Source organism: Acinetobacter sp. ACIN00229, assembly GCF_016106645.1.
In the GTDB taxonomy this organism is placed as follows: Bacteria; Pseudomonadota; Gammaproteobacteria; order Pseudomonadales; family Moraxellaceae; genus Acinetobacter; species Acinetobacter oleivorans.
Map to the genome: position 1 here is coordinate 1 of NZ_JADWOM010000001.1, position 24750 is coordinate 24750.

Genomic DNA, 24750 nt, shown 5'->3' on the forward strand with positions numbered 1-24750 from the left:
GGGTGAGCAAGAATACCGTACCCGTGGTGTCGCGTACTGCCCACACTGTGATGGCCCATTGTTCAAAGGTAAACGTGTTGCGGTGATTGGTGGTGGTAACTCAGGTGTTGAAGCTGCAATTGACCTTGCAGGGATTGTTGAGCATGTGACTTTGGTTGAGTTCGATACAAAACTTCGTGCTGACCAAGTTTTGCAAAACAAACTACATAGCTTGCCAAACACAACTGTGATTATGAATGCCTTAAGTACAGAAGTGTTAGGTGATGGCTCACAAGTGACTGGTCTTAAATATAAAGACCGTGCCACTGATGAAGAGCATGTAGTTGAACTTGCAGGGATCTTTGTACAGATTGGTTTACTCCCAAATACTGACTTCTTAAAAGACAGTGAAGTTGAGTTAACCAATCGTGGTGAGATCATTGTGAATGATCGCAACGAAACCAATGTCAAAGGTGTGTTTGCTGCAGGTGACTGTACAACCGTGCCTTACAAGCAAATCATTATTGCTACAGGTGAAGGCGCTAAAGCATCACTCTCTGCGTTTGATTACATCATCCGTTCTGGGCAATAAAATTTAGTCCAACTACTATGATTTAACCCAAGCCTAGCATTACAAAATGCTAGGCTTTTTTAATATTAGAGTTACAACTCTTTAACAATTTTCGATCTTTATTAATCAGTTAGTTTATGTTTATATTTTATACATCCATATTTGGATGCCATGAATTAGAAGGAAAAACACAATGAATAAATTACTTGTTGCTTTAGGTCTTGCTGCGACCGTTGCCCTTGTTGGATGTAATAAAGATAAAGCTCCAGAAACAGGTGCGACAACGGGTGAACACTTAGAAAATGCTGCTCAACAAGCAACTGCAGATATCAAATCTGCTGGTGACAAAGCTGCAAGCGATATTGCTACTGCAACTGATAATGCTACCGCAAAAATCGATGCTGCAACTGACCATGCTGCTGATGCAACCGCTGAAGCTGCTGCAAAAACTGAAGCGACTGCTCGTAAGGCAACTGCTGATGCTGCCCAAGCTGTTGAAAATACTGCTGCTGATGTGAAAAAAGATGCTCAACACTAATCATCTTTAGCATAAAAAAGCCCCCTGTTCATACAGGGGCTTTTTATTAAAGTCTAAAAACTGATTAAGAAATTAGACCTTCATCACGCATTGCAATTTGTACAGATTGACGTTCTGCTACCTTATTACGTAGAGCAATAATATGTTTATATGGCGTTAAATCATGTTCAATTGAGTTTGACCAGTTTGTTAAAACAAATAGATAAGCATCTGCTGGGCCAAAATTATCATTTACTAAATAATCATAATCAGATTCAGCCAAATAATTATCGATATATTTTAAAAGACGATCAATTTCTGCATAAGCTTTAGTTTTTTCATCAGTCGTTAACGGCGCCCCAAAGAAGACTGCATATGCATCATGTAATTCAGAGTTCAAATATCCCAACCATTCCAATACTTTCGCACGGCCCATCCCCGATGGAGGAATTAAGTCTTGTTTAGGATCATGCTGAGCAAGGAACGGTAAAATCGCAACGTTTTCAGTTAACATTAAACCCGGATTAATTTCTAAAGCTGGTACATATCCTTTTGGATTAATCTCGTAATAATCTGCGCCTTTTTCTGTTTTATGAGTTTTTAAATTTACCCGTTCTAAGTCAAAATCAACATTAATTTCATTTAAAATAATATGTGCAGCTAAAGAACATGCGCCTGGCGAATAATATAATTTCATATCTGATCCTTGTTATCTCATATTAACGTTTTAAATTGCTTCTAGAAAACCTGCAAGGTTTGCACAATTCTTTAATTGTAAAAAAGCGTAAACTTATAAAATACTTACACCATCTAATATTCTTCAAAAAGTCATTCCTTGCAAGTTGTCTTGCGTGACGATTGTTTAAAATATGATAAAACACATTTGCGTCACGCAATTTTTCCGTTAATTACGCTTAAAAAGCTGGCTAAGCCAATTCACTAATTCAGTTAAGAAATCAAAAATCCCATTTTTCTTATCATCGTCAGGATGACTTGAGTCTTTTCCATTTAAATCTAGATCGACAATTACAGGGTCATGGTCCGAAGAACGATAAGCATCTTCACCATAAAACAATACCTTTTGCTCATCCGTTTTATATTCTTCGTTGTAATCTAGAACCGTTGGCTCATCTGCATTGATATGCCATGCAAAAGTTCTAACCACTTTTGGATATAAAGCTGCATCAGCAATTGCATGATCTAAGTTACCAGCTCCACCATTGCCGTTGGCATCACTCGCAACACCAAAAACATAGCTATATGCCTGAGTACCCTGACCGACCTTAGTGTCATTAAGTAAAACTTTATAGTTCGCTTTTTCAAATGACAAAATAGGCTCTTCTTTTGCGTAACTATTCATATCCCCTACAAGTAAAGCATTTTGCTTTTGCACTTGAGTTGGATTTTTCGCGAGCCATTGCACAATTTGATCAACGGCTTTCACACGAGTTGGGTTCCAACAGCCTTGACCATCTTTTTGGTCTGCGTCAGTAGAGCTAGCATCGACCCCACTACAGCTTTTTGATTTCAAGTGGTTTGGAATAACAGTAAACGTTTTATTCCCACGAACTGCTTGGAAACTTTGCGCCAAAGTTGTTCGGTTCTTGTCGCCTAAATCAAGCACAACAGGTTTATTTAAAGGCTTAACACGTTTGCTGTTATAGATAATAGCAACTGCGATTGCATCACCACCTAAACGATCTAGATTTTCAGGAACCACATATTTCCAATCGTTACCTAAAGCTTTGGTCAAATTGGCAATTGCACTGTTAGGCCCATAACCATTGTTCGCAATTTCCATTAAACCGTAAACATCGGCATCAATCGCTTTTAATGCACTCACAATTTTACGATGCTGTTTATCAAACTCAGCTTGTGTTGTCGCACCACGCTCTGTTGGGAAACCTGTTGTACCATTGTCATAGTTCAAAACGTTAAATGAAGCTACACGAATGTGATTCGCATTTTTGGTAAGGACGCTTTGACGCGGGTTTGTTTGAGTAATAACTTCAGGCTGATTACGTCCAAGCACAGGTTGTACACGCCAACCATTAAAACGGTATTCTAAAATACCTTCAGCATTTTTAAGCTGATAACCCGAACGTAGCGTATTGGCAGCACTAAAATTGCTTGGTAGCCACGGTGTACGGTTTTGATTGTTATAACCATCATCAAAAATAATTTTCGATAATAAATTTTTCTGAGCTAGAGCTTTGGCTTCAGGAGATAACGCTGGATATAAATTGGTTGGAATATATAAACGGCCTAAACTCAGCGATAACTCACCATAGCGACCATAATTGTAATTCTCACTCACCGTTAAAGTCTGAGGTAGTTTGATCAACATACCTTGATAACGCTGCGGTGAATTAGTTGAGCCCCCCGTTAAACTAGCAAACGGAAGTTCGAGGCTAATCGGCTGAACCTGATTTGCCATATTGCTATTACAGGTTTGAATATCTTGTTGTAATTGATCTATTTGTAGCTGATTTTGATAAGACGTTAAACGACCACGTAAAATAACCTCATCGCCAACTTGCCCACCTTTTACCGCACTGCTATTTGGAATATAAACAAAAATCGCATTGCTAACATTTGCACGTGCTTTTGTATCTGGCGTCTGAACATAAAAACCAGAGAAACCATTTGCATAACGATAATCAGCTGTAATCACACCACGCACAGTATAAGTCTGGTCTTGAGTTACTGCTGCCAAGTCAGCAATTGGTGTATCTGAGCTTGAACAACTTACCGTTTCAACAGGAGGCTGAGTTGTAGAACCCGATAAATTTGAAAAGTCATTTCGGTTTGTCCAAGCCGACCATGAATGGTCCAAATCAAATGCTGCGGTTGCGTCAACACTTAAAGCTGGGTTTTCTGTTTCAATACGCTTAAAACTATTTCCGAGGCTTGAAACTGCTGTCCCCCATCCCGCTGCTGGACGTTCACCAATACGGCCAAAACGGTCTACAGGCGTACCTTTATAAACAAGTACAACCGCATCATCACCATTAAAAGATAAAGCAGCCACCTGATTAACTTTACTTCCAAGCTCAGTTTGTAACTCTGAGCGGCCCACTAAAAACTTCTGCTTACTCGCGAGTGTGCCTTGTAAACGAAAAGCCACAGTCTTTGCTGTACCGCCATTATTAAATTGTTGAATCTCATAATCGGCTAAATTAACCGTAGCGCCATCTGGATTATAAATTTCCAAGCCTTTTTTATTACTGCTGCCATCAACATATTGGCTAAACATGAGCTGCGCTTGAGCAACTGAGCTATATGAAAATGCACCTAATGCACTTAAAAAGACCGAAAGTGTTCTTAATTGAAAAGTTTTCATGAGTAAAAGTGTTCATATGAGTTTTAATTAGTCTCTTAGAGTAAATATTGATCATGACATCTACATGAAGAAAAACACCGAAACATTTGACTTGATCCCATGAAGACTTAAAATACCGCATTTGAATTTCAATATTGCCAAGGTTATGTCGATCGATCAGTTAGAAACGCAAATTGCAGACTTAGACAATTTGCCTGAACACCGTGAAATTGTGACGTTTATGCGTCGTTCAGCACCACTTAATACGTCTCAACGCACGGCATTAGAACAACATCGCGATTTAATTTTGGAATATCCTGTTGGCGACCTACGTCAACACTTCGAACACCCAGAGCGTCCATTAACTGTTGAAATCGGTTTTGGTATGGGTCGTTCGTTAGTACTTATGGCAAAAGCGAACCCTGAACGCAACTATGTGGGTATTGAAGTCCATGTACCTGGTATTGCTCAATGCCTATATGAAGCAGGTATAGCAGAAGTTAAAAACTTACGTGTACTTGATGCAGATGCAATTCAGGTTTTACGTGAAATGCCAGATAACAGCATTAACTGCGTACAACTTTACTTCCCAGACCCTTGGCAAAAGAAACGTCATTTCAAACGTCGTTTTGTTGCTCATGAACGTATGCCATTGGTTGAACAAAAACTTGAGCTTGGTGGTACGTTCCATGCTGCAACAGATTGGGAACCGTATGCTGAATGGATGCTAGATGTATTAGATAATCGTCCAGATCTTGAAAACTTGGCAGGTAAAGGCAACAGCTACCCCCGTCCAGACTGGCGCCCAGTGACTAAGTTTGAACGCCGTGGTATTGAGTCAGGTCATAAGATTAATGACTTTATCTTTAAAAAGATTAAGTAAATAATAAAAAAGGCTTAGTAATAAACTAGGCCTTTTTATTTTAATATTAAAAAGAAAATAAATAATCATAGTTTACCTATTCTATTTCTTCTTAATTAATAATTGCCAATCGAGCCAAATCTAGCTATTTATAGAAACTGGTACTTGCCATACTAAAAATTGCTAAGGACAACACATGTTAAAAATTTTAGGGCGCGATAACTCCATTAATGTTCGCAAAGTCTTATGGCTGTGTGAAGAACTAAATCTTGAATATGAAAGAGAAGATTGGGGACGAGGCTTTCGCTCAGCACAATCACCTGAATATTTACAATTAAACCCAAATGGGCAAATTCCTGTAGTTTTAGATGGCGATTTAGTCCTTTGGCAATCCAACAGTATTATCCGTTATCTGGCAAATGCTTATGATAAAAAGCATCAACTTTACCCTACTCAAGCGAAAGAAAGATTCTTTGTTGACCAATGGATTGATTGGCAAGCGATCGAGCTGAATAACAGTTGGACTTATACGATTATGTCTCTACTTAGACATTCTCCAGATCATCAAGATCCAAACTTATTACAACAAGGTATTGATGACTGGAATCATCATATGCAGATTCTTGATCAACAACTCGCAAAAACTCAGGCCTATGTTGCAGGCTCACAATTTAGCTTAGCCGATATTCCAATTGGTCTATCTGTACAGCGCTGGAAGGCCACTCCTTTTGACCATCCAACGCTTAAGCATGTCGACCAATATTTTGAACGTTTAAATCAACGTGCTGGTTTCTTAAAATGGGGAAATAACGGCGAACCTTAATTTTAAATCACTTTTAGTCCGAGTGATGGCGTTTCACGATGCCATCACTTAAAAGTTGATAAACCTGTTTTAAATCATCTTGATTTGCTTGAGCCAATAAGTCTTGATGCATTGCTAAAATGTTTTGATCACCCCGCATCGCAGGCCCAGTTTGCATTTTTTTCGGATCATTTTCAGTGGCTTTTTTTGCTGTTTCCAAAATCAAAGGATATAGCAAACTAAAGTCCACCTGCTCTTTATCTACAACCTGCTTTGCCATATCAAAACAGTAATTACTAAAATTACAAGCGAACACAGCCGCTAAGTGTAAAGTTAAACGTTGTTTTGAGGTGTATTGATATACTCGATTACTTAGGCTATTTGCTAAATCTGAAAGTAGTTTCTGGTCGACATCTGTTATTGCTTCAACAAATAACGGCGTTGAAGTCCAATCAACATCTCTTTCTAAGCTAAATGTTTGTAATGGATAAAACACCCCTGCTTTTTCATGTACGTGACGGATGACTTCAATATCAGTACTACCCGAAGTATGGACAATGAGTGTGTCAGGAAAGAATTCATGAACTTGTTTTACAAGCTCTGCAATTGCACTATCTGAAACCGCAAGAATGATGAGATCGGTCGGTTGAAATTCACGAAGAGTTTGGCATGCTTTTGCTTGAATTTTCTCTGCAAATTTTTGGGTTTTATCAGAATCACGTGCATAGACTTGTACGATGTTATGACCTTGGCCCAATAAAGCCTTTGCCAAATGAAAGGCAACTCGCCCACTTCCCACCAAACTGATTTTCATATCAATCCAACATTATTTGTCTCAACAAAAAAGCTTCTCAAAATGAGAAGCTTTTTTCAAATTAAAATAACTAATTTTTCATAAATCAGTCGATTATTGAGCTACTGAGAACTCAATTCGACGGTTTTTAAAGCGACCTTCTTCTGTTGTGTTTTCTGCAACTGGCTGATCAGAACCATGGCCTTCTGCAACTAATTTAGAAGCATCCACACCTTTAGATTTTAAATAATCTACAACTGCTTGAGCACGGCGTTGAGACAAAGCTTTATTTGCAGCAGCGTTACCTGTTGAGTCGGTATGACCACCCACATTTAATTTGACGCTAGTCACTTTATTTAAAAGTGTTGCAGCTTGGTCAAGAATGGCTTTGTTATCGGCAGGTATGTCACTTGAACCACTCGCAAAATTAATAATTTGCAAGTTAAGTGCTTTCACCAAAGCATTTACATCGACATTGTTCGGGTCAATTGAGCCTAGAGCAGTTTGCGAAGCAGTTAAGCTATTGCTTACAGATTGCTCAGCTGTTACTGGTGCTGTACCGACAACCTCTGTATGTGGCACCAATGCTTTTACTTTTGCAGTTAAAGCTTCTAATGCTGCCGCATCACCTGCTTTCAAAGTAATTTTGTCGCCCACCCATTCTAAAGATGCATTTGGCACACCTTTTAATGCACCTAACACACCTGCAAGCGCATCTTTGTCGGTAAATGAAGCTGCATAAGTTTGGCTTGTATCTACCTTACAATCTTGAGTTGTCGAAAAAACTTTTTTAACGTTGGTTTGTAGCGTTGCCAAGAAGCCTTGATCGCCAATTCCAGCCTGACACTCACTCACTGTACCTTTATCATCGGTACTTAAAGTTAAGCTAGCGGGTGCGGCAGCAGCTTCAACACCGCTGGCAGCCGTAGGTTCTGGGGCTGGTACAGCTTCTTTATGCTGACAAGAACGCCATAACCAAGCAATGATCAGCCCCAGAATAATGAGGGCAATAATCGGTAAGAATCCACGAGACTTACCTGTATTTTCAGTTGCTGCTGCAAGTGGAGGTGCAGTTGATGGCGTGACAGAAGATAAACCTGCACCAAGTCCTAGCGGAGCTAATAGACCCACTGCCCATGCTGGTAAATATGAACGAATAGTATCTGCATGCTGGCGCAAGTAATTCACAATACTTTGCTGATCATTTCCTGCAACATCTGAAATTGCATTAAGGCTGGGTTTAATTGCACTGTTGAGCGTGCTTTCAATTTCATTATTTGGTGCTGTACCACTTAAATGGGTAAGTACAGTATTTTTGATTTGGTCATTATGAGAAAAAAGGTCTGATAAGGAAGGAGCCAAACTATTTTTCAATTGTCCGATAAGATCAGGTTTAGCAGCTAATAATGAAAGTAAAATTGGATAAAACTTAGATAAAGCATTCGATTTTTCGCCTAGGTATCCATCCTGTTCATTTAATAATATTGAAGATACTTTTTCTTTAAGCAATTCTATAGGGTTTATCGACATTGGTTATTCTCCCGAATCTTATACGTCGTAACCAGCAATTTTTGATTATTCAAATACTTCTCTTTGCTGATAGTTTTTTATTCTAATCTTCCTTCAATCTTTTGTTGTTTTTTATATAATTTATATACAATTTTCCATCTAGTATTTACAAAACAGGTAGATCATATTGATCTACCTGTTTATATTTTAAATTTACTTTAACTAAGCACTTTATCAGTTAGCAAAAGTTTGAAGTACTTTACCCGTCAAGGTTTGACCCAACAATGGAGTATTTTTTCCTTGCGATAAAATAGTATCTTTGCTTACTGTCCAGCTTAAAGCAGGATCTACCAATACCCAGCCAGCCTCATCTTCCCAACGCGAGGTCATATTCGCAACCTGCGCTGGCACACTAGTAACTTTAGCAACCCATTCTAAAGGTTCAAATAAACCCTCATTAATGAGTTGAACGCCTAAAGATACATAAGTATCAAAAGCGGTAATACCCGGCTGAGTTTCAGCAAATGGCGCCATTTTTGCCGAACTGCTTAAAGGTTCATGGTGCGTACAAATTGCATCAATTACGCCTTCTTTTAATCCTTGACGTAAAAGTTCTTTATCTTGCTCAGAACGCAATGGTGGGCGTACGTGTGCAAGTGAATTGAAACCGTCAATTAAGTGTTCAGTTAAATGTAACTGGTGCATTGCAACGTCAGCAGTCACAGGTAAGCCTTTTGCTTTTGCCGCACGAATTAATTCAACCGACGCACCACAAGACAACAAACCAAAGTGAGCTTTTACGCCAGTTGCTTCAATCATAAGCAAATATTTTGCAATCGCTACAGTTTCAGCAAGCGCCGGAATCATTGGCAGACCTTGGCGAGAAGCAATAAAACCTTCGTGTGTACATCCATCTTTAGCAATTTGTGGTTCTTCGGCATAGAACACAACCGTTAAGCCAAGACCCGCTGCATATTCCAAAGTACGAATAACCACATCATCATTTTCAAAAGCAGCGTTGGCATTTGAAACAGCAGTACAACCACCCTTTTTAAGACCCGCCATATTTGCAGGTTGTTTACCATTTAAACCTTGGGTTTGAGCACCGATAATATGCATATGAATGCCGCCATCAAGCCATGCCTTTTCAATCAAGCCATGAATAAGCGCACCGTTGTCTTGTACAATCGGCTTTGAATCTGGTGGGGTAATCACATGCAAAATGCCATTAGCACGTGCTGCTTTACCTTCAGATTTAAGGGTACCGTGTTGCTGTTGACCGGGTTCACGCAAACGCGCACACAAATCAACCATGGTTGGCATTAACCATTTGCCTTGACCATCGATGGTTTGTTCAACTTGCTCGACTTGAGCAACCAACTTGCCATTTTGAATATATACAGTTTGTACGCTGTCTGTTTTTTGGATTGGGTCTAACACACGTACATTTTCAATTTTTACAATACTCATGTGATCCATTCCTTACAACGTAATCGCTTCAATTAAACCTTGCTCTTGGAGTTGGCCTTGCATTGACAGTGCCAACACAGCCATACGAACAGCAATACCGTTGGTTACTTGTTTCAAAATAACCGACTGGTCTCCATCTGCAACACTTGAGTCAATTTCCACACCCCGATTCATTGGTCCCGGATGCATGACAATACAGTCCGGTTTAGCTAAACCAAGACGCTCTTTGTTTAAACCATACATTCTGTAGAATTCAGACTGTGAAGATAATGCCGGAGAGTCAATACGCTCATTTTGAATACGTAGAGCAATAATCACATCACAATCCGCAATCCCAGCATCCATGTTATTAAACAAGCGAACGTGTTCGCCATACTCCGAAAAGCCCACTGGCAATAATGTATTCGGTGCAATTACGCGGATATCTTTACATCCGAGGGTTTGTAATGCCGCTACATCCGAACGCGCTACACGAGAGTGTTTAATGTCTCCAATAATGGCAACACTCAACTCTTCAAAAGGTTTCTTTGTTTCACGGCGAATAGTAAGCATATCAAGCATCGCTTGCGTTGGATGAGCATGACGTCCATCTCCAGCATTAATAATCGCGACCTTTGGACATACATCTTTAGCAATGAAATGTGCAGCACCAGAAGATGAATGGCGGACAACAAAAATATCGGCAGCCATTGCTTCAAGGTTCCAAAGCGTATCTCGTAGCGTTTCACCTTTTGATGTACTTGAACGTGCAATATCAATATTCAATACATTGGCAGACAAGCGTTTTGCTGCTGCTTCAAAAGTAGTACGAGTACGGGTGGAGTTTTCAAAGAAAAGATTCATAACCGTCAATCCCTCTAAGAGCGGACGATTAATTAAATTATTATTATCATCTAAAAAGCTTTGTGCGGTATCTAAAATCTTCGTGAGGTTTTCTTTTGAAAGTCCCTCAATTGTTAAAAAATGTTTTAAATTTCCGTCCTGATTGAGCTGAACCTGGCTCGGCTGATGCAACGCTGCAATATGCATAATGGATTCCTATGGGTCGAATCGCGAAAACGTGCATAGTGTAGCTGAATTCCGCTCTTTTCGCAGAAGAACTTTACAGAATAAGACCCTAAATTGACCAAAATTTAAGGTCTTATTCGAGATTACCTTAAAGCACCAATATAATGATGTGGAACTTGTGCCCGATAAATGTCTTCGGCTGTTATTTCTGGCTCTTCATCGACCTTAGCAACAGCGAGCGTTTCTTTTTGAGAAGGTTCTGGCAGTGTGTCAACTAACGCTCTTAATCGCTCAACACATCGTTTTAATTCATCATCCTCTGTTTCTAACGCCACCGTAATTACATATTTTGCATAATCTTTATTTTGAATTACATACATTGCATCTATTACCCGCCCCGTGACCCGACGCATACGTACATATATTTGTGTGGCCACTGAGAAAGCATCCGCATTAGTAATAAAACCATTCCCCATCATGTCTTTCATTTATAACGTCCCCATCCATTAAAATTATAAAAATGGTTAAAAATCGACTTTGTCTGTTAAATAAATAACCATCAATAATCTTGGTCTAGCAAAATACATACCAATTACAAGGTATTACTCTTTAAAAATCAGTTTATTGGTTGCTAAATGAAAGGTTGCAATAATTTAAAAACCTTTAGACATCAAAATAAGTTAAACTTTGCATCGTTAATATTTATATGTTTTGGTCAATCGAGTTTATGAATACCTCTTTACGTTTAAACCACTATTGGATTACTTGTGCTGATGGTTTAGAACCCCTCTTACAAGAAGAAATAGAACAACTTGGCACCAAAGTGACAGAACGTAAAGCAGGACGTTTAATCATTGAAGGAACGCTTGAACAAGCTTACCGCATTTGTATGTGGTCGCGTCTCGCTTCTCGTGTTTTACTTCCTATTCATACTTATGAACTTGATTTTACGCACGATGCACGTGATGTGGCAGAAGAACTCTACGAAGGTGCAATGAGCTTTGACTGGTCACTTGTTTTTGCACCACAAAGTACCTTTGCAATTCGCTTGCATGCAGAACGTGAAATCATGGTCAATTCGCAATTTGCGACACTGCGTGTAAAAGATGGTGTCGTTGATTCATTTATGGAAGCTGTAGGTCGCCGTCCTAGCATTGACACTAAACAACCAGAAATTACGATCTATGCTTTGGCAGGTAAGACTGAACATACTTACTGTCTAGATTTATCAGGTGATTCGCTCCATAAGCGTGGTTACCGCCGTTACATGACCGATGCGCCAATTAAAGAAAACCTTGCTGCGGCAATTTTACAAAAAGCTCAGCTCAAACAGCGTAATCCAGAGATTGTACTTGACCCAATGTGTGGTTCAGGCACATTCATCATTGAAGCATTAATGATTTTAACTGACCGTGCACCGGGACTTGTTCGTCGTTTTGGATTTAATGGCTGGCATGGTCATGACCGTGAACTTTGGCTTTCACTTAAAGCAGAAGCAGCAGAACGTCACGAAAAAGCACTTCAATTACCTTTACCTAAATTTTATGCCTACGATGCAGATTGGGAAGCAATTAAAGCAACCCGTGAAAATATTATTGCGGCAGGCTTTGAAAATTTATTAGGTCAGATTCAAATCGAAGAGCGTACTTTAGCGGACTGGCCAGATTTTGCTGCTGAAGGCAAAACTGCATTTATTGTGACTAACCCGCCTTATGGTGAACGTTTAGGTGAAAAAGCATCAAACCGTTCTCTATACTTAGGTTTATCAGCGCTTTTACAAAAACATTTTCCAAATCAATATGCAGCAGTTATTGCAGCTCAAATTGAACAATCTGATGTTCTAGCATTTGAAGCGCCTGAAACCTTACGCTTAATGAATGGTAAATTACCAATTTATATTCGTTTTGGTGTAATCAAACCTGAAAAAGTAACTCAACCATTTTTAGCAACTTGGCAAGCTCAACCTATTGAAATTGAAGAAGCTCAAGACTTCGCTAATCGTTTGCAAAAAAATATGACTGCCTTGAAAAAATGGGCAACGAAAGAAAATGTTTATTGCTTACGTTTGTATGATGCAGACTTACCTGACTTTAATGTCGCTGTTGACTTATATGGTGACCGTTTACACGTTCAGGAATACGCACCACCAAAAACAATCGATCCAGAAAAAGCTAAAAAACGTTTTAATTTAGCGCTTGCTGCAATTCGCGCTGTTACTGGTTTAAACCGTGATGCTATCTTTATTAAGACACGCGCACGCCAAACTGGTACAACTCAATATACGAAGCAAAGTACAGCTTCAAAACGCTTTATCGTTCAAGAAGGTAAAGCTAAAATTTTAGTTAACCTAACTGATTACCTAGACACAGGTTTATTCCTTGACCACCGTCAAATGCGTTTACGTATTGCTCAAGAAGCACGTGGCAAACACTTCTTGAACTTATATAGCTATACGTCTACTGCAAGCTTACATGCTGCGCTTGGCGGTGCTGCTAGTACAACAAGTGTGGATTTATCTAACACTTACCTAAACTGGTCAAAAGAAAATTTCGTTTTAAATGGCTTAACTGTAGATCATGCAGATGAACAACACATGTTCTTTGCTAGTGACTGTTTTGAGTGGTTAAAAGAAGGCCATGAACAATACGATCTTATTTTTATTGACCCACCGACATTCTCAAACTCGAAAAAATTCTATGGTACATTCGATGTACAACGTGACCACATCTCACTTATTAAACGCGCAATGAACCGTTTACACAGTGAAGGTACGCTTTACTTCTCGAATAACTATCGTGGTTTTGAAATGGACGAAGAGATCGAAGCTATTTTTCAGGTTGAAGAAATCACTTCTGAAACCATCGGCCTTGATTTTAAACGTAATCAAAAAATCCACCGTGCATGGAAAATTCAGCACCCTGGTTTAGATCAGTATTAATGAGACTAGAGGTTATTATTACTTCACAGTAATAATAACCTCTCCATGAACATTTTTTGACTCAAAATCATATTTAGTAAAACGATCTGCTCTTTCTGGTAACGCAATCATTTCTAACTTCTTCTTTTCTTTACTATCAACAACATGATTCTGTTTTTGTTCTTGATACGGAGAAAGTACGCTAGTTCTCAGTGCATTCCATCGAACTTGCTGTAAATAGTTATCTCCTAACGCCTGCTGTACTTGTTGTTGTTCTATCGCAGGTTTTTTAGCATCATCCTGAGCTTTGGCAATAATCACGGGTAAAGATGCGGTTATCGCCCCTGTTTGAGTGGCAAGCGCACTTTCCGACATTGGTTGTGCTGCCCATGTGTTTGATAATAATACAGATACACCGCTCAAAATTCCCAGCATATACCCTTGCTTATTGTTCATTTCATTCATCCTAAAATTGTTATTGTTCGTTATATTGAACAAAATTAACAATTTTTTACGCATGTCGCAATGTTATAAATAAACTTCCCGACAATTAACATTGAACATTTTAAAACCTGATTTTTTCACAGGCATTTTGTGAATATTCAAGTAGTTTTATAGATTTTTATCCCAGACTTGAATGACTCCCTTAAATCACTTACTGTAATTTTATAATTTATCTGTAAATCGATTTTATTTATAAATAAACACCATTCGAGGTGAAATAATGCTTCAGCACTGCTGCCAACTATTAGAAAATCTTCAACTCAAAATTGCTTTTATTGAAAGTGCCAGTTCCGGTTATTTAACCAGTCAATTTTCTATTCATAAAAATAGCGGTGCAGACATTTTACTCGGTGGTTTAGTTAGTTATGACCCCAGCATTAAAATTAGTATTTTAAATATTAATCCCAAGTTAATAGAGACTTACACAGCTGAGTCACCACAAGTTACAGAGGAAATGTGTAGGCTCGGACAAACTTTATTTCAACAAGCCGATATTATTGTAAGTTGTACTGGACTATTAAAATCTGGGGGAAGTGAAACTTCAGAAAAACCTGTAGGTACCTTTTTTATCTGCATTTCTTATCAAGAACGTATTTATCATTACCATTATTTTTTATCTGGCCATCCCGAACAAAAGTTAAAGACATTAACTCAAAAAGTTTCAGACACCTTAATTGCTTTACTCACATCAAAAACTCAAATAGCTTCGCCATAAAAAAAAGAGAATATGTTTCCATATTCTCTTTTCGGTTTTAGCAGAACAAGATTAGCTGAGTTTCATTTTATCGAAGACTAAATGACCATTTTCACCTTTCACTAAAATGGTATCACCTGCGACAAAATCACCCGACAAGATTTTTTGCGCTAATGTGTTTTCAATCTGTTGTTGAATCGCACGTTTTAATGGACGCGCGCCATAAACAGGATCGAAACCAGCATCAATCAATAAATCGAAAGCAGTGTCATCTACAGTTAAACTCATATCACGATCAACCAGACGCGAACGTAAGCGATCCAACTGAATATCGGCAATGCCTCGAATCTGTGCTTTTTTGAGTGAATGGAAAATCACAAGCTCATCAATCCGGTTAATAAATTCCGGACGGAAATGCTGACTTACCGCATTCATTACAATGGTACGCACTTCATCGTCTGTTGCACCCTCACCTAGCTCACGTACATCCTGTGAACCTAAGTTCGAGGTCATCACAATTACAGTGTTTTTAAAGTCTACTACTCGACCTTGTGAGTCTGTTAAGCGACCGTCATCCAACACTTGTAGCAAGATATTGAATACATCTGGATGCGCTTTTTCAACCTCATCAAACAACACCACACTATATGGTTTACGGCGAACAGCTTCAGTTAAAACACCACCTTCTTCATACCCCACATATCCTGGAGGCGCGCCAACCAAACGGCTAACCGAATGTTTCTCCATAAATTCACTCATGTCGATACGAATCATGGCATCATCACTGTCAAACAAGAAATTAGCCAATGCTTTGGTTAATTCTGTTTTACCAACACCTGTTGGACCCAAGAACAAGAATGATCCGCTGGGACGATTGGGGTCAGACAAGCCTGCACGCGAACGACGTACTGCATTCGAAACGGCTACAACAGCTTCATCTTGACCTACAACACGGTCATGTAAAAACTCTTCCATATTAAGGAGTTTTTCACGCTCGCCTTGCATCATTTTAGCAACCGGAATTCCTGTTGCAGCACTCACAACTTCGGCAATTTCATTTTCAGTCACTTTAGTACGAATAAGTTTTGGCTCTTCGTTTTCTTCAGCAACTTCATCTTGCTCTAGTTGTTTTTGTAGCTCTGGAATTACGCCATACTGTAAACGCGCTGCTTCAGCCAAATCGCCTTCACGCTGAGCTTTCTCAAAAGCAATACGCGCTTTATCAAGTTCAACCTGAGCCTGTTTAGTACCTTCAACAAGAGTCTTCTCAGATTTCCAGATTTCTTCAAGATCGTTGTATTCTTTCTCGACTTCAGCAATCTGTTTTTCAAGATGATTAACTTCAGCTTTACTGCCGACATCTTCATCTTTTTTCACAGCTTCCAATTGCATTTTCAACTGGATTAAACGGCGATCAAGTTTATCAAGTGCTTCAGGTTTAGAGTCAATTTCCATCTTAATACGAGAAGCGGCTTCATCAATCAAGTCAATTGCTTTGTCTGGTAATTGACGATCTGTAATATAGCGATGAGACATTTTTGCCGCTGCAATAATCGCTGAGTCTAAAATTTGCACACCATGGTGAGTGGCATATTTCTCTTTTAGACCACGTAAAATCGCAATGGTATCTTCAACACTTGGTTCATCAACCAACACTTTTTGGAAACGACGCTCTAAAGCTGCATCTTTTTCAATATATTGGCGGTATTCATCTAAAGTTGTTGCACCCACACAGCGCAATTCACCACGAGCCAATGCAGGTTTTAACATATTACCTGCATCCATAGCGCCATCGCCTTTACCTGCGCCTACAAGCGTATGTAGCTCATCAATAAACAGGATGATTTCGCCTTCATGTTTTGCCAAATCTTTTAAAACAGCTTTTAGACGTTCTTCAAACTCACCACGATATTTAGCACCAGCAAGTAATGAACCTAAATCTAAAGATAAAACACGTTTGCTTTTTAAGCCTTCTGGTACTTCACCATTGACAATACGCTGAGCCAAACCTTCAACAATAGCGGTTTTACCTACACCTGGTTCACCAATAAGAACAGGGTTGTTTTTTGTACGACGCGACAAGACTTGAATGGTACGGCGAATCTCATCATCACGCCCAATCACCGGATCAAGTTTTCCAGATAAGGCACGCTCAGTTAAATCAATCGTATATTTATTAAGTGAGTCACGTTGATCTTCGTGATTATTACTCATGACTTTGTCACTACCTCGAATATGTTCAATTACTTTACGTAGACTGTCGGGAGTTACACCTACGGCACTTAAAATATTTTTAGTTTCGCCTGTTTCTGCTAAGCCTAATAGCACCCAGTCAGTTGACAAAAATTCATCACCCGCTTTTTGTGCATATCTATCTGCAAGATTAAGCGCTTTAACAGCTTCAGGGTTTAAATTGACATCCCCAGTCGGATTTGCAATGGTCGGAGCATCTTTTATAGCTTGCTCAAGCTTTTGTTTAAGTTCAGGTAACCGTGCACCTGCTTGTTGCAACAAACTAATATTTGATGGCTCTTCTAAAAGGGTACTCAAAATATGAATACCCGCGATTGCGGTATGGTCTTTACCCATCGCTAAAGATTGAGCATCTGAAAGGGCTTGCTGCAAGCGGTTTGTAAATTTTTCAAAACGCATTCTTGTTATTCCTCACAACAAATTTGTACTTGTCTAATAGATGGGAACATTTCTTCGGATTTCAAATAAATTTTTATATATTTTTCATAATGTTATTAAAATAACAATGAGTAAAACTCCATTATAATATGGGATTGTTTTGTATATATTTCAAGTACAGTTCAGCTACATTTTATTAAAATACTTGAATATTTAGCTTCATGCTTATTCATACTACAGTTTTCACAAACTCTTCATTGAGAATTTATTGATTAAGCTTTAGTTTATCTTGTTAGTTTACTACTCGTTTTGAAATGAAAAATGCACTTTAAACACATTCTATTAACAACAACTTGTCTTTTTACTTCAGCACTGGCAGTCGCTCAACTTCCACAAGACTCAAGAAGACCCGGTGGCATCGCAGTTGTCCCATTAACCGCTGATATTACTCAGGTCACTTTTCAACAAAAGCCAGTTTTAATTAGTCACGAAGGTCAGCAGCGTTATGCTGTTGTGGGTATCCCCTTATCTACCCCACTTGGCAATGTACAACTCGACACAAATAAAACCCCTATTCAAATAGAAATTAAGTCCTATCCTTATGCGGAGCAACGGATTAAAGTCACTAACCAAGATTATGTGAACCCGAACCAAAGCCAGTTAGACCGTTATGCTCAAGAAGCTAAAGAACAAAATGATGTGTATAGCTCATTTACGAAGAGTTCATGGCAAACCTTACCAGCATTTATACGCCCGACTTCAGGGAAGTTTTCTAACTCTTTTGGAAGAAAGCGTTTTTTTAATGGTGAAGAGCGTGCTCCCCACTCAGGTCTAGATATCCCTGCGCCAGTGGGACAAAAAGTTGTTGCACCCGCAGATGGTGTCGTTATCCAAACCGGATCTTATTTTTTTAATGGTCAAACCGTGTTGATTGATCATGGCCAAGGCCTAGTCAGCATGTTCTGCCATTTAAGCGCAATTAAAGTAGAGAAAGGCCAACATATCCGCCAAGGAGAAACACTAGGTTTAGTGGGCAAAACTGGACGTGTGACAGGTCCTCACCTACATTGGGGCATGAGCCTTAATAATGCTCGAGTAGATCCTCAGCTTTTTCTAAATACAGCTCGTTAATTTAAAGCTTTACGAAAATACTTTGGTGCTTCGATATAGCCTTCTCTTAGGTAAAATTGATGTGCCAAAGGTCTTTGCACTCCAGAATGAAGTTCCATTCGATCACAACCAAGGCGCTTGGCTTGTTGCTCAGCTTCTTGTAGGAGTAACCGCCCTACACCTTTACTACGCATATTCTCATCAACGCACAGATAGCATATTTTGGCAAAGTCACCCTCTAAGGCAATTTGCGGAATAAAATAAAGAGATAAAAAACCACAAATCTTGCCCTTTTCTTCAGCAACCAAAATTTGTGAGTTAGCGTCATTATGCAGTATTTCAAATTTTTCTTGGATAAGAGTGAGTGGCTGTGGGTAGCCCATCTGTTTAAGTAAATCGCATATTGCTTGAGTATCTTCCCATTTAGCAGTACGAATATTCATTTCATCCCTCCTCTTATTTTTTAGTTATTTTTGACAATAAAAAAGCCAACCCTAATGTCAGCTTCTTTTAATTTTTAGCTATCAAAAAACTGTCTTATTCCGCTTCAATAATTTCAAAGTCGTGGGTAATTTCTACACCACCATCGGAAAGCATTTTACTCGCTGAACAATATTTTTCAGCAGACAATTCAACCGCTTTTGCAACCTGTTTTTCTTTAACAGCTTTACCCGTTACCACAAAGTGTAAGTGGATTTTAGTAAAAACAGCCGGAATTGTGTCAGCACGCTCAGCTTTTAAATTACATACAACATTCGTCACATCTTGACGAGATTTCTTTAAAATGGTCACAATATCAAACGAAGCACACCCACCAAGTCCCATTAATAGCAATTCCATAGGACGTGGACCACGGTTTTCACCACCATACTCAGGTGAGCCATCCATAATGACACTATGCCCACTATCCGATTTCGCTTCAAAAGCAACATTCTCTAGCCAATGTACACTTGTTTGCATTGCAACTACCTAAAAAAAATTATAAATTTAAGCAGGGTCTGTTGACATTTCATCTATGGATTGCGTTAGAGCTAAAAATTAATCCAAATAAGACGCAAAACCCAGACAATGGCAATCCTTTGTCCAGTTTTGTTATATAGTTTGTGAAATTTCAGCCATAATCTGAGTTGCCATTTAAGCAGCGCAGGCACAGCGCAAGACCATGTTATTTTGTACGTTCCGTTGTTAAGATCTATTTATTTAGAATGGCTAAATTTCATAGCTCTTGCTTGGTAACGTCTAAAAGAATTGTCTTATGTCGCAACCATCTGTGAAATGTCAACAGACCCTTGTTTTGTACACTAACATAAAATGAGTTGATAAGGAATTTCATCTCTTCTGTGTAATAGCTCATCTCGGGCTTGTGTGAATTGTTTACCCTATTCGGAACATATTAAGCATGACTTCAAATTTTTCACAACTCAGCACAGATGCTTTATCTCCGGGGCAACTACCTGAATCCGTTAAAGCATTGTTAAAACGTGCTCACATCAACAGATATCCAAAACGAACCACAATTGTTGATGCCGGAACAGAGTCGAAATCTTTATATTTAATTTTAAAAGGCTCAGTTTCAATTATTTTACGTGAAGATGACGAACGTGAAATTGTTGTTGCGTATTTGAATCCGGGCGACTTCTTTGGGGAAATGGGGCTTTTCGAACCGAACCCTCAACGTACAGCTGAAGTTCGTACTCGTGATGTCTGTGAAATTGCAGAAATTTCTTATGACAACTTCCACGAACTTAGCAAACAATATCCGGACTTAAGTTATGCTGTTTTTGCACAACTTGTTCGCCGTCTAAAAAATACAACTCGTAAAATGACAGATCTTGCGTTTATTGATGTGTCTGGCCGTATTGCACGTTGTTTAATTGACTTATCTTCACAGCCAGAAGCAATGATTTTGCCAAACGGTCGTCAAATTCGTATTACACGTCAAGAAATTGGCCGTATTGTGGGATGTTCACGTGAGATGGTTGGCCGTGTACTTAAGACCTTAGAAGATCAAGGCATGATACAGACAGATGGTAAAGCTATTCTTATTTTTGATGTTTCATTAGAAGAAGCACCTGTTTCTGATGAAGACTATGATGATGAAGAATAATATTTATTAAGTTTTTAATAAAAAGCAAACTTCGGTTTGCTTTTTTTATATGCAACAATGAGTTAATACACAAAACTTACAAACTATTCTAATTTTATGATTTAAGTTGAATACATATTCTCCGTTAGGCTAACTCAAAATTTCCAAGGATTCCGCTGTATGCAATTTAACCCACTTAGTCGCACAGGCCTCAAACTTCCAGAAATTTGTTTAGGCACCATGACATTCGGTGAGCAAAACTCCCAACAAGAAGCATTTGAACAACTCAATTATGCTCTGGCACACGGTTTATATTTTTGGGATACGGCAGAGATGTATTCGGTTCCGCCAAAACCTGAAACCTATGGTGCAACTGAAACGATTATTGGCAATTGGTTTGCCCAAAATGGTCAACGTGACAAAGTCTTTCTTGCCTCTAAAATTGCAGGGCCAGGCTTTGGAGGAACTCACATCAGAGAAGGCCATACGCGCTTCAACAACGATCATATTGCTAAAGCCCTAGATGGCTCCCTGAAACGTCTCCAAACCGACTATATCGATCTCTATCAACTACATTGGCCTGAACGTCATACCAACTTTTTCGGTACGCTAGCTTATGGCAACCAGCAAGCACAAAATGATTACGATACCACCCCTCTAGAAGAAACATTACTTGCTCTACAAGAAGAGATTAACCGAGGACGCATTCGCTATATTGGCTTATCGAATGAAACGCCGTGGGGCACTATGAAATTTTTACATTTGGCTGAAAAGTTAGGTGTAAGTAAATTTGTAAGTGTTCAAAATCCATATAGCCTTCTCAACCGTACGTATGAAATAGGTATGTCTGAAATTGCTAAATATGAAGATGTTGGTTTACTCGCTTACTCTCCTCTTGCGTTTGGCTATCTCTCTGGCAAGTTTAGAAATGGCGCTCGTCCCGCGAATGCTCGTGTCACATTATTTCCACGTTTTAGCCGCTATAGTAACCCTCAAAGTGAGTGGGCAACTGAACAATATGCACAGCTAGCTGAGAAACATGGGTTAAGCTTAACTCAAATGGCATTAGCTTTTATTAAACAACAATTCTTTGTGACCAGCACAATTATTGGTGCCACTAATCTAGACCAACTTAAAGAAAATATTCAGGCATTTGAAATTGAACTACCTGCCGAAGTTTTACAAGGTATTGAAGCTATTCATGTCCAACAGCCCAACCCTGCTCCTTAAATAAAAAAACGGATGCTTAAGCATCCGTTTTCTTTATCTATAAAAAATTTATATCTTATTTACGGCCATTATAAATAGCCATTGCTGCAGGCAAGTTTTGACGCATATCGCTAATACGCTGAGAGTTAGATGGGTGAGTAGATAAGAATGATGAACCACCACCACCTTCAAGCTTATTCATTTTTTCCCAAAGTGTAATCGCTGCATTTGGATTATAACCTGCACGTGCCATTAGCATTAAGCCACCTTGGTCAGCACGACTTTCCAAACTACGAGAATATGGTAAGCCTACACCCACTTGTGAACCTAGCTGAGCCGCAGCAGTACCAAGTTGGCCAACATTATTGCCAGCATAGCTTAAACCAATACCAAGAGCTAAATCAGTTAGAGCCTGAGCACCGATTTTACTTTTTGCGTGCTCTTCTAAGGCGTGAGTCATTTCATGTCCCATAACAGCTGCAATTTCAGCATCTGTCAGGTTCAATTTATTTACAATGCCTGTATAGAACACCACTTTACCACCTGGTGCTACATAAGCATTAATCGTATCTGATTTCAGTACTGCCAACTGCCAGCTAAAAGGCTGACCAGTCTGGTTCATCTGGTTCGCATAAGGTTTTAAACGGTTAAAAACAGCATTAATACGGCTATAGGTACTTGAACTTGTATCCAAAGTTCCTTTGCCACGTGCTTCCTGCACCATCTTATTAAAACCTTGAGCAGATTGGGCATTTAAGGTTGCAGTATCTGCACCCGCCATGTCCGCTACTGTTGCACAGCCAGAAATGGTCATCACACTTGCCGCACACAAGCTTAAAAAGAGTTTTTTATTCATAACATGGATCACCTAAATCGAGAAAAAGCTGTTTATTCTTTTGCACTTATTATAAGAAATACCGCTTACACTTTGAATGTCTCATTTCTTCATGATCATAGTATTTATGTAACGATCAAGCCGATAAAGTCATCAAATAAATCCAGAAAATTAGACATATTATATTTAAGCCAAGATAAACATAACTTAAAAACTTAACTTTCTCTTCAAGATTAGGACTTTCTCTTTTCCAGAGTAAATAACTATTTTGTATGAGCACCACAGGAATTAACACACATGCGAACAATACCGACAAACTCATAAACGCGGTCATGAAGAAATCTTCATGATATTCTTGACCATAAATAACTAACATCGCCAGTGTCGGTGAACCACCAATAGCGAATAAAAAAGAATAAAAAATTGTTTTCGAAATAGTTGGTTGTAGCTTCATCCTGAGCCCATCATTCCTTATCTATCTAACGTTTTAATCTGAATCGAATAAAACGAAAACTGCACTTTAGTCGGGTATAAAAAAGCCCCCTTTTAGGAGGCCTTTTTAATCTTTGCTAATTAAGCAGAGAATGGATGACGTAAAACAATTGTTTCTGCACGGTCTGGACCAGTTGAAACGATATCAATCGGACATTCGATTAATTGTTCAATACGCTTCACATAAGCTAAAGCATTTGCTGGTAATTGATCGATACTGGTTAAACCAACAGTCGATTCGCTCCAACCTGACATAGTTTCATAAATTGGTTTCAAGCATTCAAAAGAAACCGCATCAGAAGAACCTACACAACCTGAGTCTGTATTTTCATAGCCCACACAGATTTTTACTTCTTCTAAACCATCTAGAACGTCTAGTTTAGTTAAGCAAATACCAGAAAGTGAGTTTACATCTACAGAACGGCGAAGGATTTCAGCATCAAACCAACCACAACGACGTTGACGACCAGTAGAAGCACCAAATTCATGACCAACTGTACCAAGGTGTTTACCCACTGGGTCACCAGCATCAGCAGCTGCATCGTAAACCAATTCAGTTGGGAATGGGCCAGCACCTACACGTGTTGTATAAGCTTTAGTAATACCTAATACATAATCAAGATGTAAAGGTCCCATACCTGAACCAGAGCTTACGCCACCAGCAGTTGTATTTGAACTTGTAACGTATGGATAAGTACCGTGGTCGATGTCTAAAAGTGAACCTTGAGCGCCTTCAAACATTACAGGCTTACCTTCTTTGCGGTAGTCATGTAACACTTTAGTCACGTCAATCACTAATGGAGCAAGCACTTCGCGCCATTCGTTGCAAAGAGCCAATACATCTTCAAATTTAACAGCTTCTACACCGTAGAACTGAGTTAACTGGAAGTTATGTAACTCAAGCATTTCAGACAGTTTTTCTTCTAATGCTGCGCCACCACGAACAAGGTCAGCAACACGCACTGCACGGCGAGCCACTTTATCTTCGTAAGCAGGACCAATACCACGACCTGTAGTACCGATTTTAGCATTACCACGTTTCTTCTCACGTGCCTGATCAAGTGCAATGTGGTTAGGCAAAATGAGTGGACAGTTTGGAGAAATACGTAGACGTTCTTTAACAGGAACACCTTCTGCTTCCAAAATTCCCATTTCTTCAATTAACGCGGCTGGTGAAAGTACTACACCATTACCAATTAAGCACAATACGTTTTCACGTAAAATGCCTGATGGAATGAGGTGCAATACAGTCTTTTTACCACCTACGACAAGAGTATGACCTGCGTTATGTCCGCCTTGATAACGTACTACCGCAGCCGCCTGATCTGTGAGCAGGTCGACGATTTTACCTTTACCTTCGTCGCCCCATTGGGTACCAAGTACCACAACATTTTTGCCCATAATAGCCTCATTACATCATGCTGTTAAAATTGGAAACC

The 24750-nt window shown here is 39.1% G+C and carries 23 protein-coding genes and 1 pseudogene; 9 read left to right on the top strand and 15 right to left on the bottom strand.

The features are described 5' to 3' along the window. The coding region (locus tag I7H67_RS00005) for an FAD-dependent oxidoreductase (RefSeq protein WP_198306755.1) at nt 1-571 on the top strand (571 nt) is incomplete at its 5' end. Between the two features lie 172 nt (nt 572-743). Continuing rightward, complete coding sequence (locus I7H67_RS00010) at nt 744-1088, top strand: hypothetical protein (RefSeq protein WP_005303582.1); 345 nt, start codon at nt 744-746, stop codon at nt 1086-1088. 64 nt (nt 1089-1152) lie between these two features. Here the strand turns inward: I7H67_RS00010 and I7H67_RS00015 are convergent, their stop codons facing one another. Next, complete coding sequence (locus I7H67_RS00015) at nt 1153-1764, bottom strand: glutathione binding-like protein (protein ID WP_003652661.1); 612 nt, start codon at nt 1762-1764, stop codon at nt 1153-1155. A gap of 207 nt (nt 1765-1971) precedes the next feature. Then, entirely contained in the window at nt 1972-4410 is a 2439-nt protein-coding gene (locus I7H67_RS00020) for an ExeM/NucH family extracellular endonuclease (RefSeq protein ID WP_198306756.1), read from the bottom strand. A 145-nt stretch (nt 4411-4555) separates the two neighbouring features. Here I7H67_RS00020 and trmB point away from each other — a divergent pair, with 145 nt between their 5' ends. Continuing rightward, on the top strand, nt 4556-5272 hold the full coding sequence (gene trmB / locus I7H67_RS00025; RefSeq protein WP_004642023.1) for a tRNA (guanosine(46)-N7)-methyltransferase TrmB: 717 nt from the start codon (nt 4556-4558) through the stop codon (nt 5270-5272). Between the two features lie 175 nt (nt 5273-5447). Further along, entirely contained in the window at nt 5448-6074 is a 627-nt protein-coding gene (locus I7H67_RS00030) for a glutathione S-transferase family protein (RefSeq protein ID WP_192836391.1), read from the top strand. A 13-nt stretch (nt 6075-6087) separates the two neighbouring features. Here I7H67_RS00030 and I7H67_RS00035 read toward each other — a convergent pair whose 3' ends face one another. The 5 genes from I7H67_RS00035 to I7H67_RS00055 form a co-directional block, all read right to left on the bottom strand. Further along, entirely contained in the window at nt 6088-6867 is a 780-nt protein-coding gene (locus tag I7H67_RS00035) for a Rossmann-like and DUF2520 domain-containing protein (RefSeq protein WP_192836390.1), read from the bottom strand. Nucleotides 6868-6960: 93 nt separating this feature from the next. Then, nucleotides 6961-8376, bottom strand: a complete 1416-nt coding sequence (locus I7H67_RS00040) for an OmpA family protein (protein WP_111854727.1) — start codon at nt 8374-8376, stop codon at nt 6961-6963. A gap of 213 nt (nt 8377-8589) precedes the next feature. Continuing rightward, entirely contained in the window at nt 8590-9825 is a 1236-nt protein-coding gene (locus tag I7H67_RS00045) for a dihydroorotase (RefSeq protein ID WP_198306757.1), read from the bottom strand. 12 nt (nt 9826-9837) lie between these two features. Next, complete coding sequence (locus I7H67_RS00050; protein WP_003652674.1) at nt 9838-10854, bottom strand: aspartate carbamoyltransferase catalytic subunit; 1017 nt, start codon at nt 10852-10854, stop codon at nt 9838-9840. 122 nt (nt 10855-10976) lie between these two features. Next, nucleotides 10977-11321, bottom strand: a complete 345-nt coding sequence (locus tag I7H67_RS00055; protein WP_005299015.1) for a hypothetical protein — start codon at nt 11319-11321, stop codon at nt 10977-10979. Nucleotides 11322-11560: 239 nt separating this feature from the next. On the opposite strand from I7H67_RS00055, the gene rlmKL reads away from it, so the two are divergent. Further along, nucleotides 11561-13771, top strand: a complete 2211-nt coding sequence (gene rlmKL / locus I7H67_RS00060) for a bifunctional 23S rRNA (guanine(2069)-N(7))-methyltransferase RlmK/23S rRNA (guanine(2445)-N(2))-methyltransferase RlmL (protein WP_198306758.1) — start codon at nt 11561-11563, stop codon at nt 13769-13771. Between the two features lie 18 nt (nt 13772-13789). Here rlmKL and I7H67_RS00065 read toward each other — a convergent pair whose 3' ends face one another. Continuing rightward, a complete protein-coding gene (locus I7H67_RS00065) occupies nt 13790-14206 on the bottom strand; it encodes a hypothetical protein (RefSeq protein ID WP_151826927.1) in 417 nt (138 codons plus the stop codon). A 268-nt stretch (nt 14207-14474) separates the two neighbouring features. On the opposite strand from I7H67_RS00065, the gene I7H67_RS00070 reads away from it, so the two are divergent. Next, nucleotides 14475-14969, top strand: coding sequence for a CinA family protein (locus I7H67_RS00070; RefSeq protein ID WP_151822031.1), 495 nt, complete (start codon nt 14475-14477; stop codon nt 14967-14969). A gap of 51 nt (nt 14970-15020) precedes the next feature. Here I7H67_RS00070 and clpB read toward each other — a convergent pair whose 3' ends face one another. Continuing rightward, entirely contained in the window at nt 15021-17600 is a 2580-nt protein-coding gene (clpB, locus tag I7H67_RS00075; protein WP_013198493.1) for an ATP-dependent chaperone ClpB, read from the bottom strand. Nucleotides 17601-17900: 300 nt separating this feature from the next. Here clpB and I7H67_RS00080 point away from each other — a divergent pair, with 300 nt between their 5' ends. Next, a complete protein-coding gene (locus I7H67_RS00080; protein WP_198306759.1) occupies nt 17901-18710 on the top strand; it encodes a peptidoglycan DD-metalloendopeptidase family protein in 810 nt (269 codons plus the stop codon). Here I7H67_RS00080 and I7H67_RS00085 read toward each other — a convergent pair. From I7H67_RS00085 to I7H67_RS19600, 3 genes and pseudogenes are all read right to left on the bottom strand, one after another. Then, nucleotides 18707-19132, bottom strand: a complete 426-nt coding sequence (locus tag I7H67_RS00085) for a GNAT family N-acetyltransferase (protein ID WP_198306760.1) — start codon at nt 19130-19132, stop codon at nt 18707-18709. The two genes, I7H67_RS00080 and I7H67_RS00085, sit on opposite strands and share 4 nt — an antisense overlap. Before the next feature lie 94 nt (nt 19133-19226). Next, nucleotides 19227-19649, bottom strand: coding sequence for an OsmC family protein (locus tag I7H67_RS00090; RefSeq protein WP_005041936.1), 423 nt, complete (start codon nt 19647-19649; stop codon nt 19227-19229). A gap of 135 nt (nt 19650-19784) precedes the next feature. Further along, nucleotides 19785-19847: pseudogene (locus I7H67_RS19600) on the bottom strand (hypothetical protein); the annotation flags it as partial. 241 nt (nt 19848-20088) lie between these two features. Here I7H67_RS19600 and crp point away from each other — a divergent pair. Together crp and I7H67_RS00100 are read left to right on the top strand one after the other, a co-directional pair. Continuing rightward, the gene (gene crp / locus I7H67_RS00095; RefSeq protein WP_004793675.1) at nt 20089-20796 is read left to right on the top strand and encodes a cAMP-activated global transcriptional regulator CRP; all 708 of its coding nucleotides are present in this window, start codon (nt 20089-20091) and stop codon (nt 20794-20796) included. Nucleotides 20797-20955: 159 nt separating this feature from the next. Next, nucleotides 20956-22005, top strand: a complete 1050-nt coding sequence (locus I7H67_RS00100) for an NADP(H)-dependent aldo-keto reductase (RefSeq protein ID WP_151767709.1) — start codon at nt 20956-20958, stop codon at nt 22003-22005. Between the two features lie 55 nt (nt 22006-22060). On the opposite strand, the gene I7H67_RS00105 is transcribed toward I7H67_RS00100, so the two are convergent. From I7H67_RS00105 to I7H67_RS00115, 3 genes are all read right to left on the bottom strand, one after another. Further along, nucleotides 22061-22840 (bottom strand): M48 family metallopeptidase, encoded by a 780-nt coding sequence (locus tag I7H67_RS00105; RefSeq protein ID WP_013198497.1) that lies wholly within the window; start codon nt 22838-22840, stop codon nt 22061-22063. 115 nt (nt 22841-22955) lie between these two features. Further along, complete coding sequence (locus I7H67_RS00110; protein ID WP_013198498.1) at nt 22956-23273, bottom strand: hypothetical protein; 318 nt, start codon at nt 23271-23273, stop codon at nt 22956-22958. 119 nt (nt 23274-23392) lie between these two features. Beyond that, nucleotides 23393-24712, bottom strand: a complete 1320-nt coding sequence (locus tag I7H67_RS00115; protein WP_198306761.1) for an adenylosuccinate synthase — start codon at nt 24710-24712, stop codon at nt 23393-23395. Between the last annotated feature and the right edge of the window lie 38 nt (nt 24713-24750).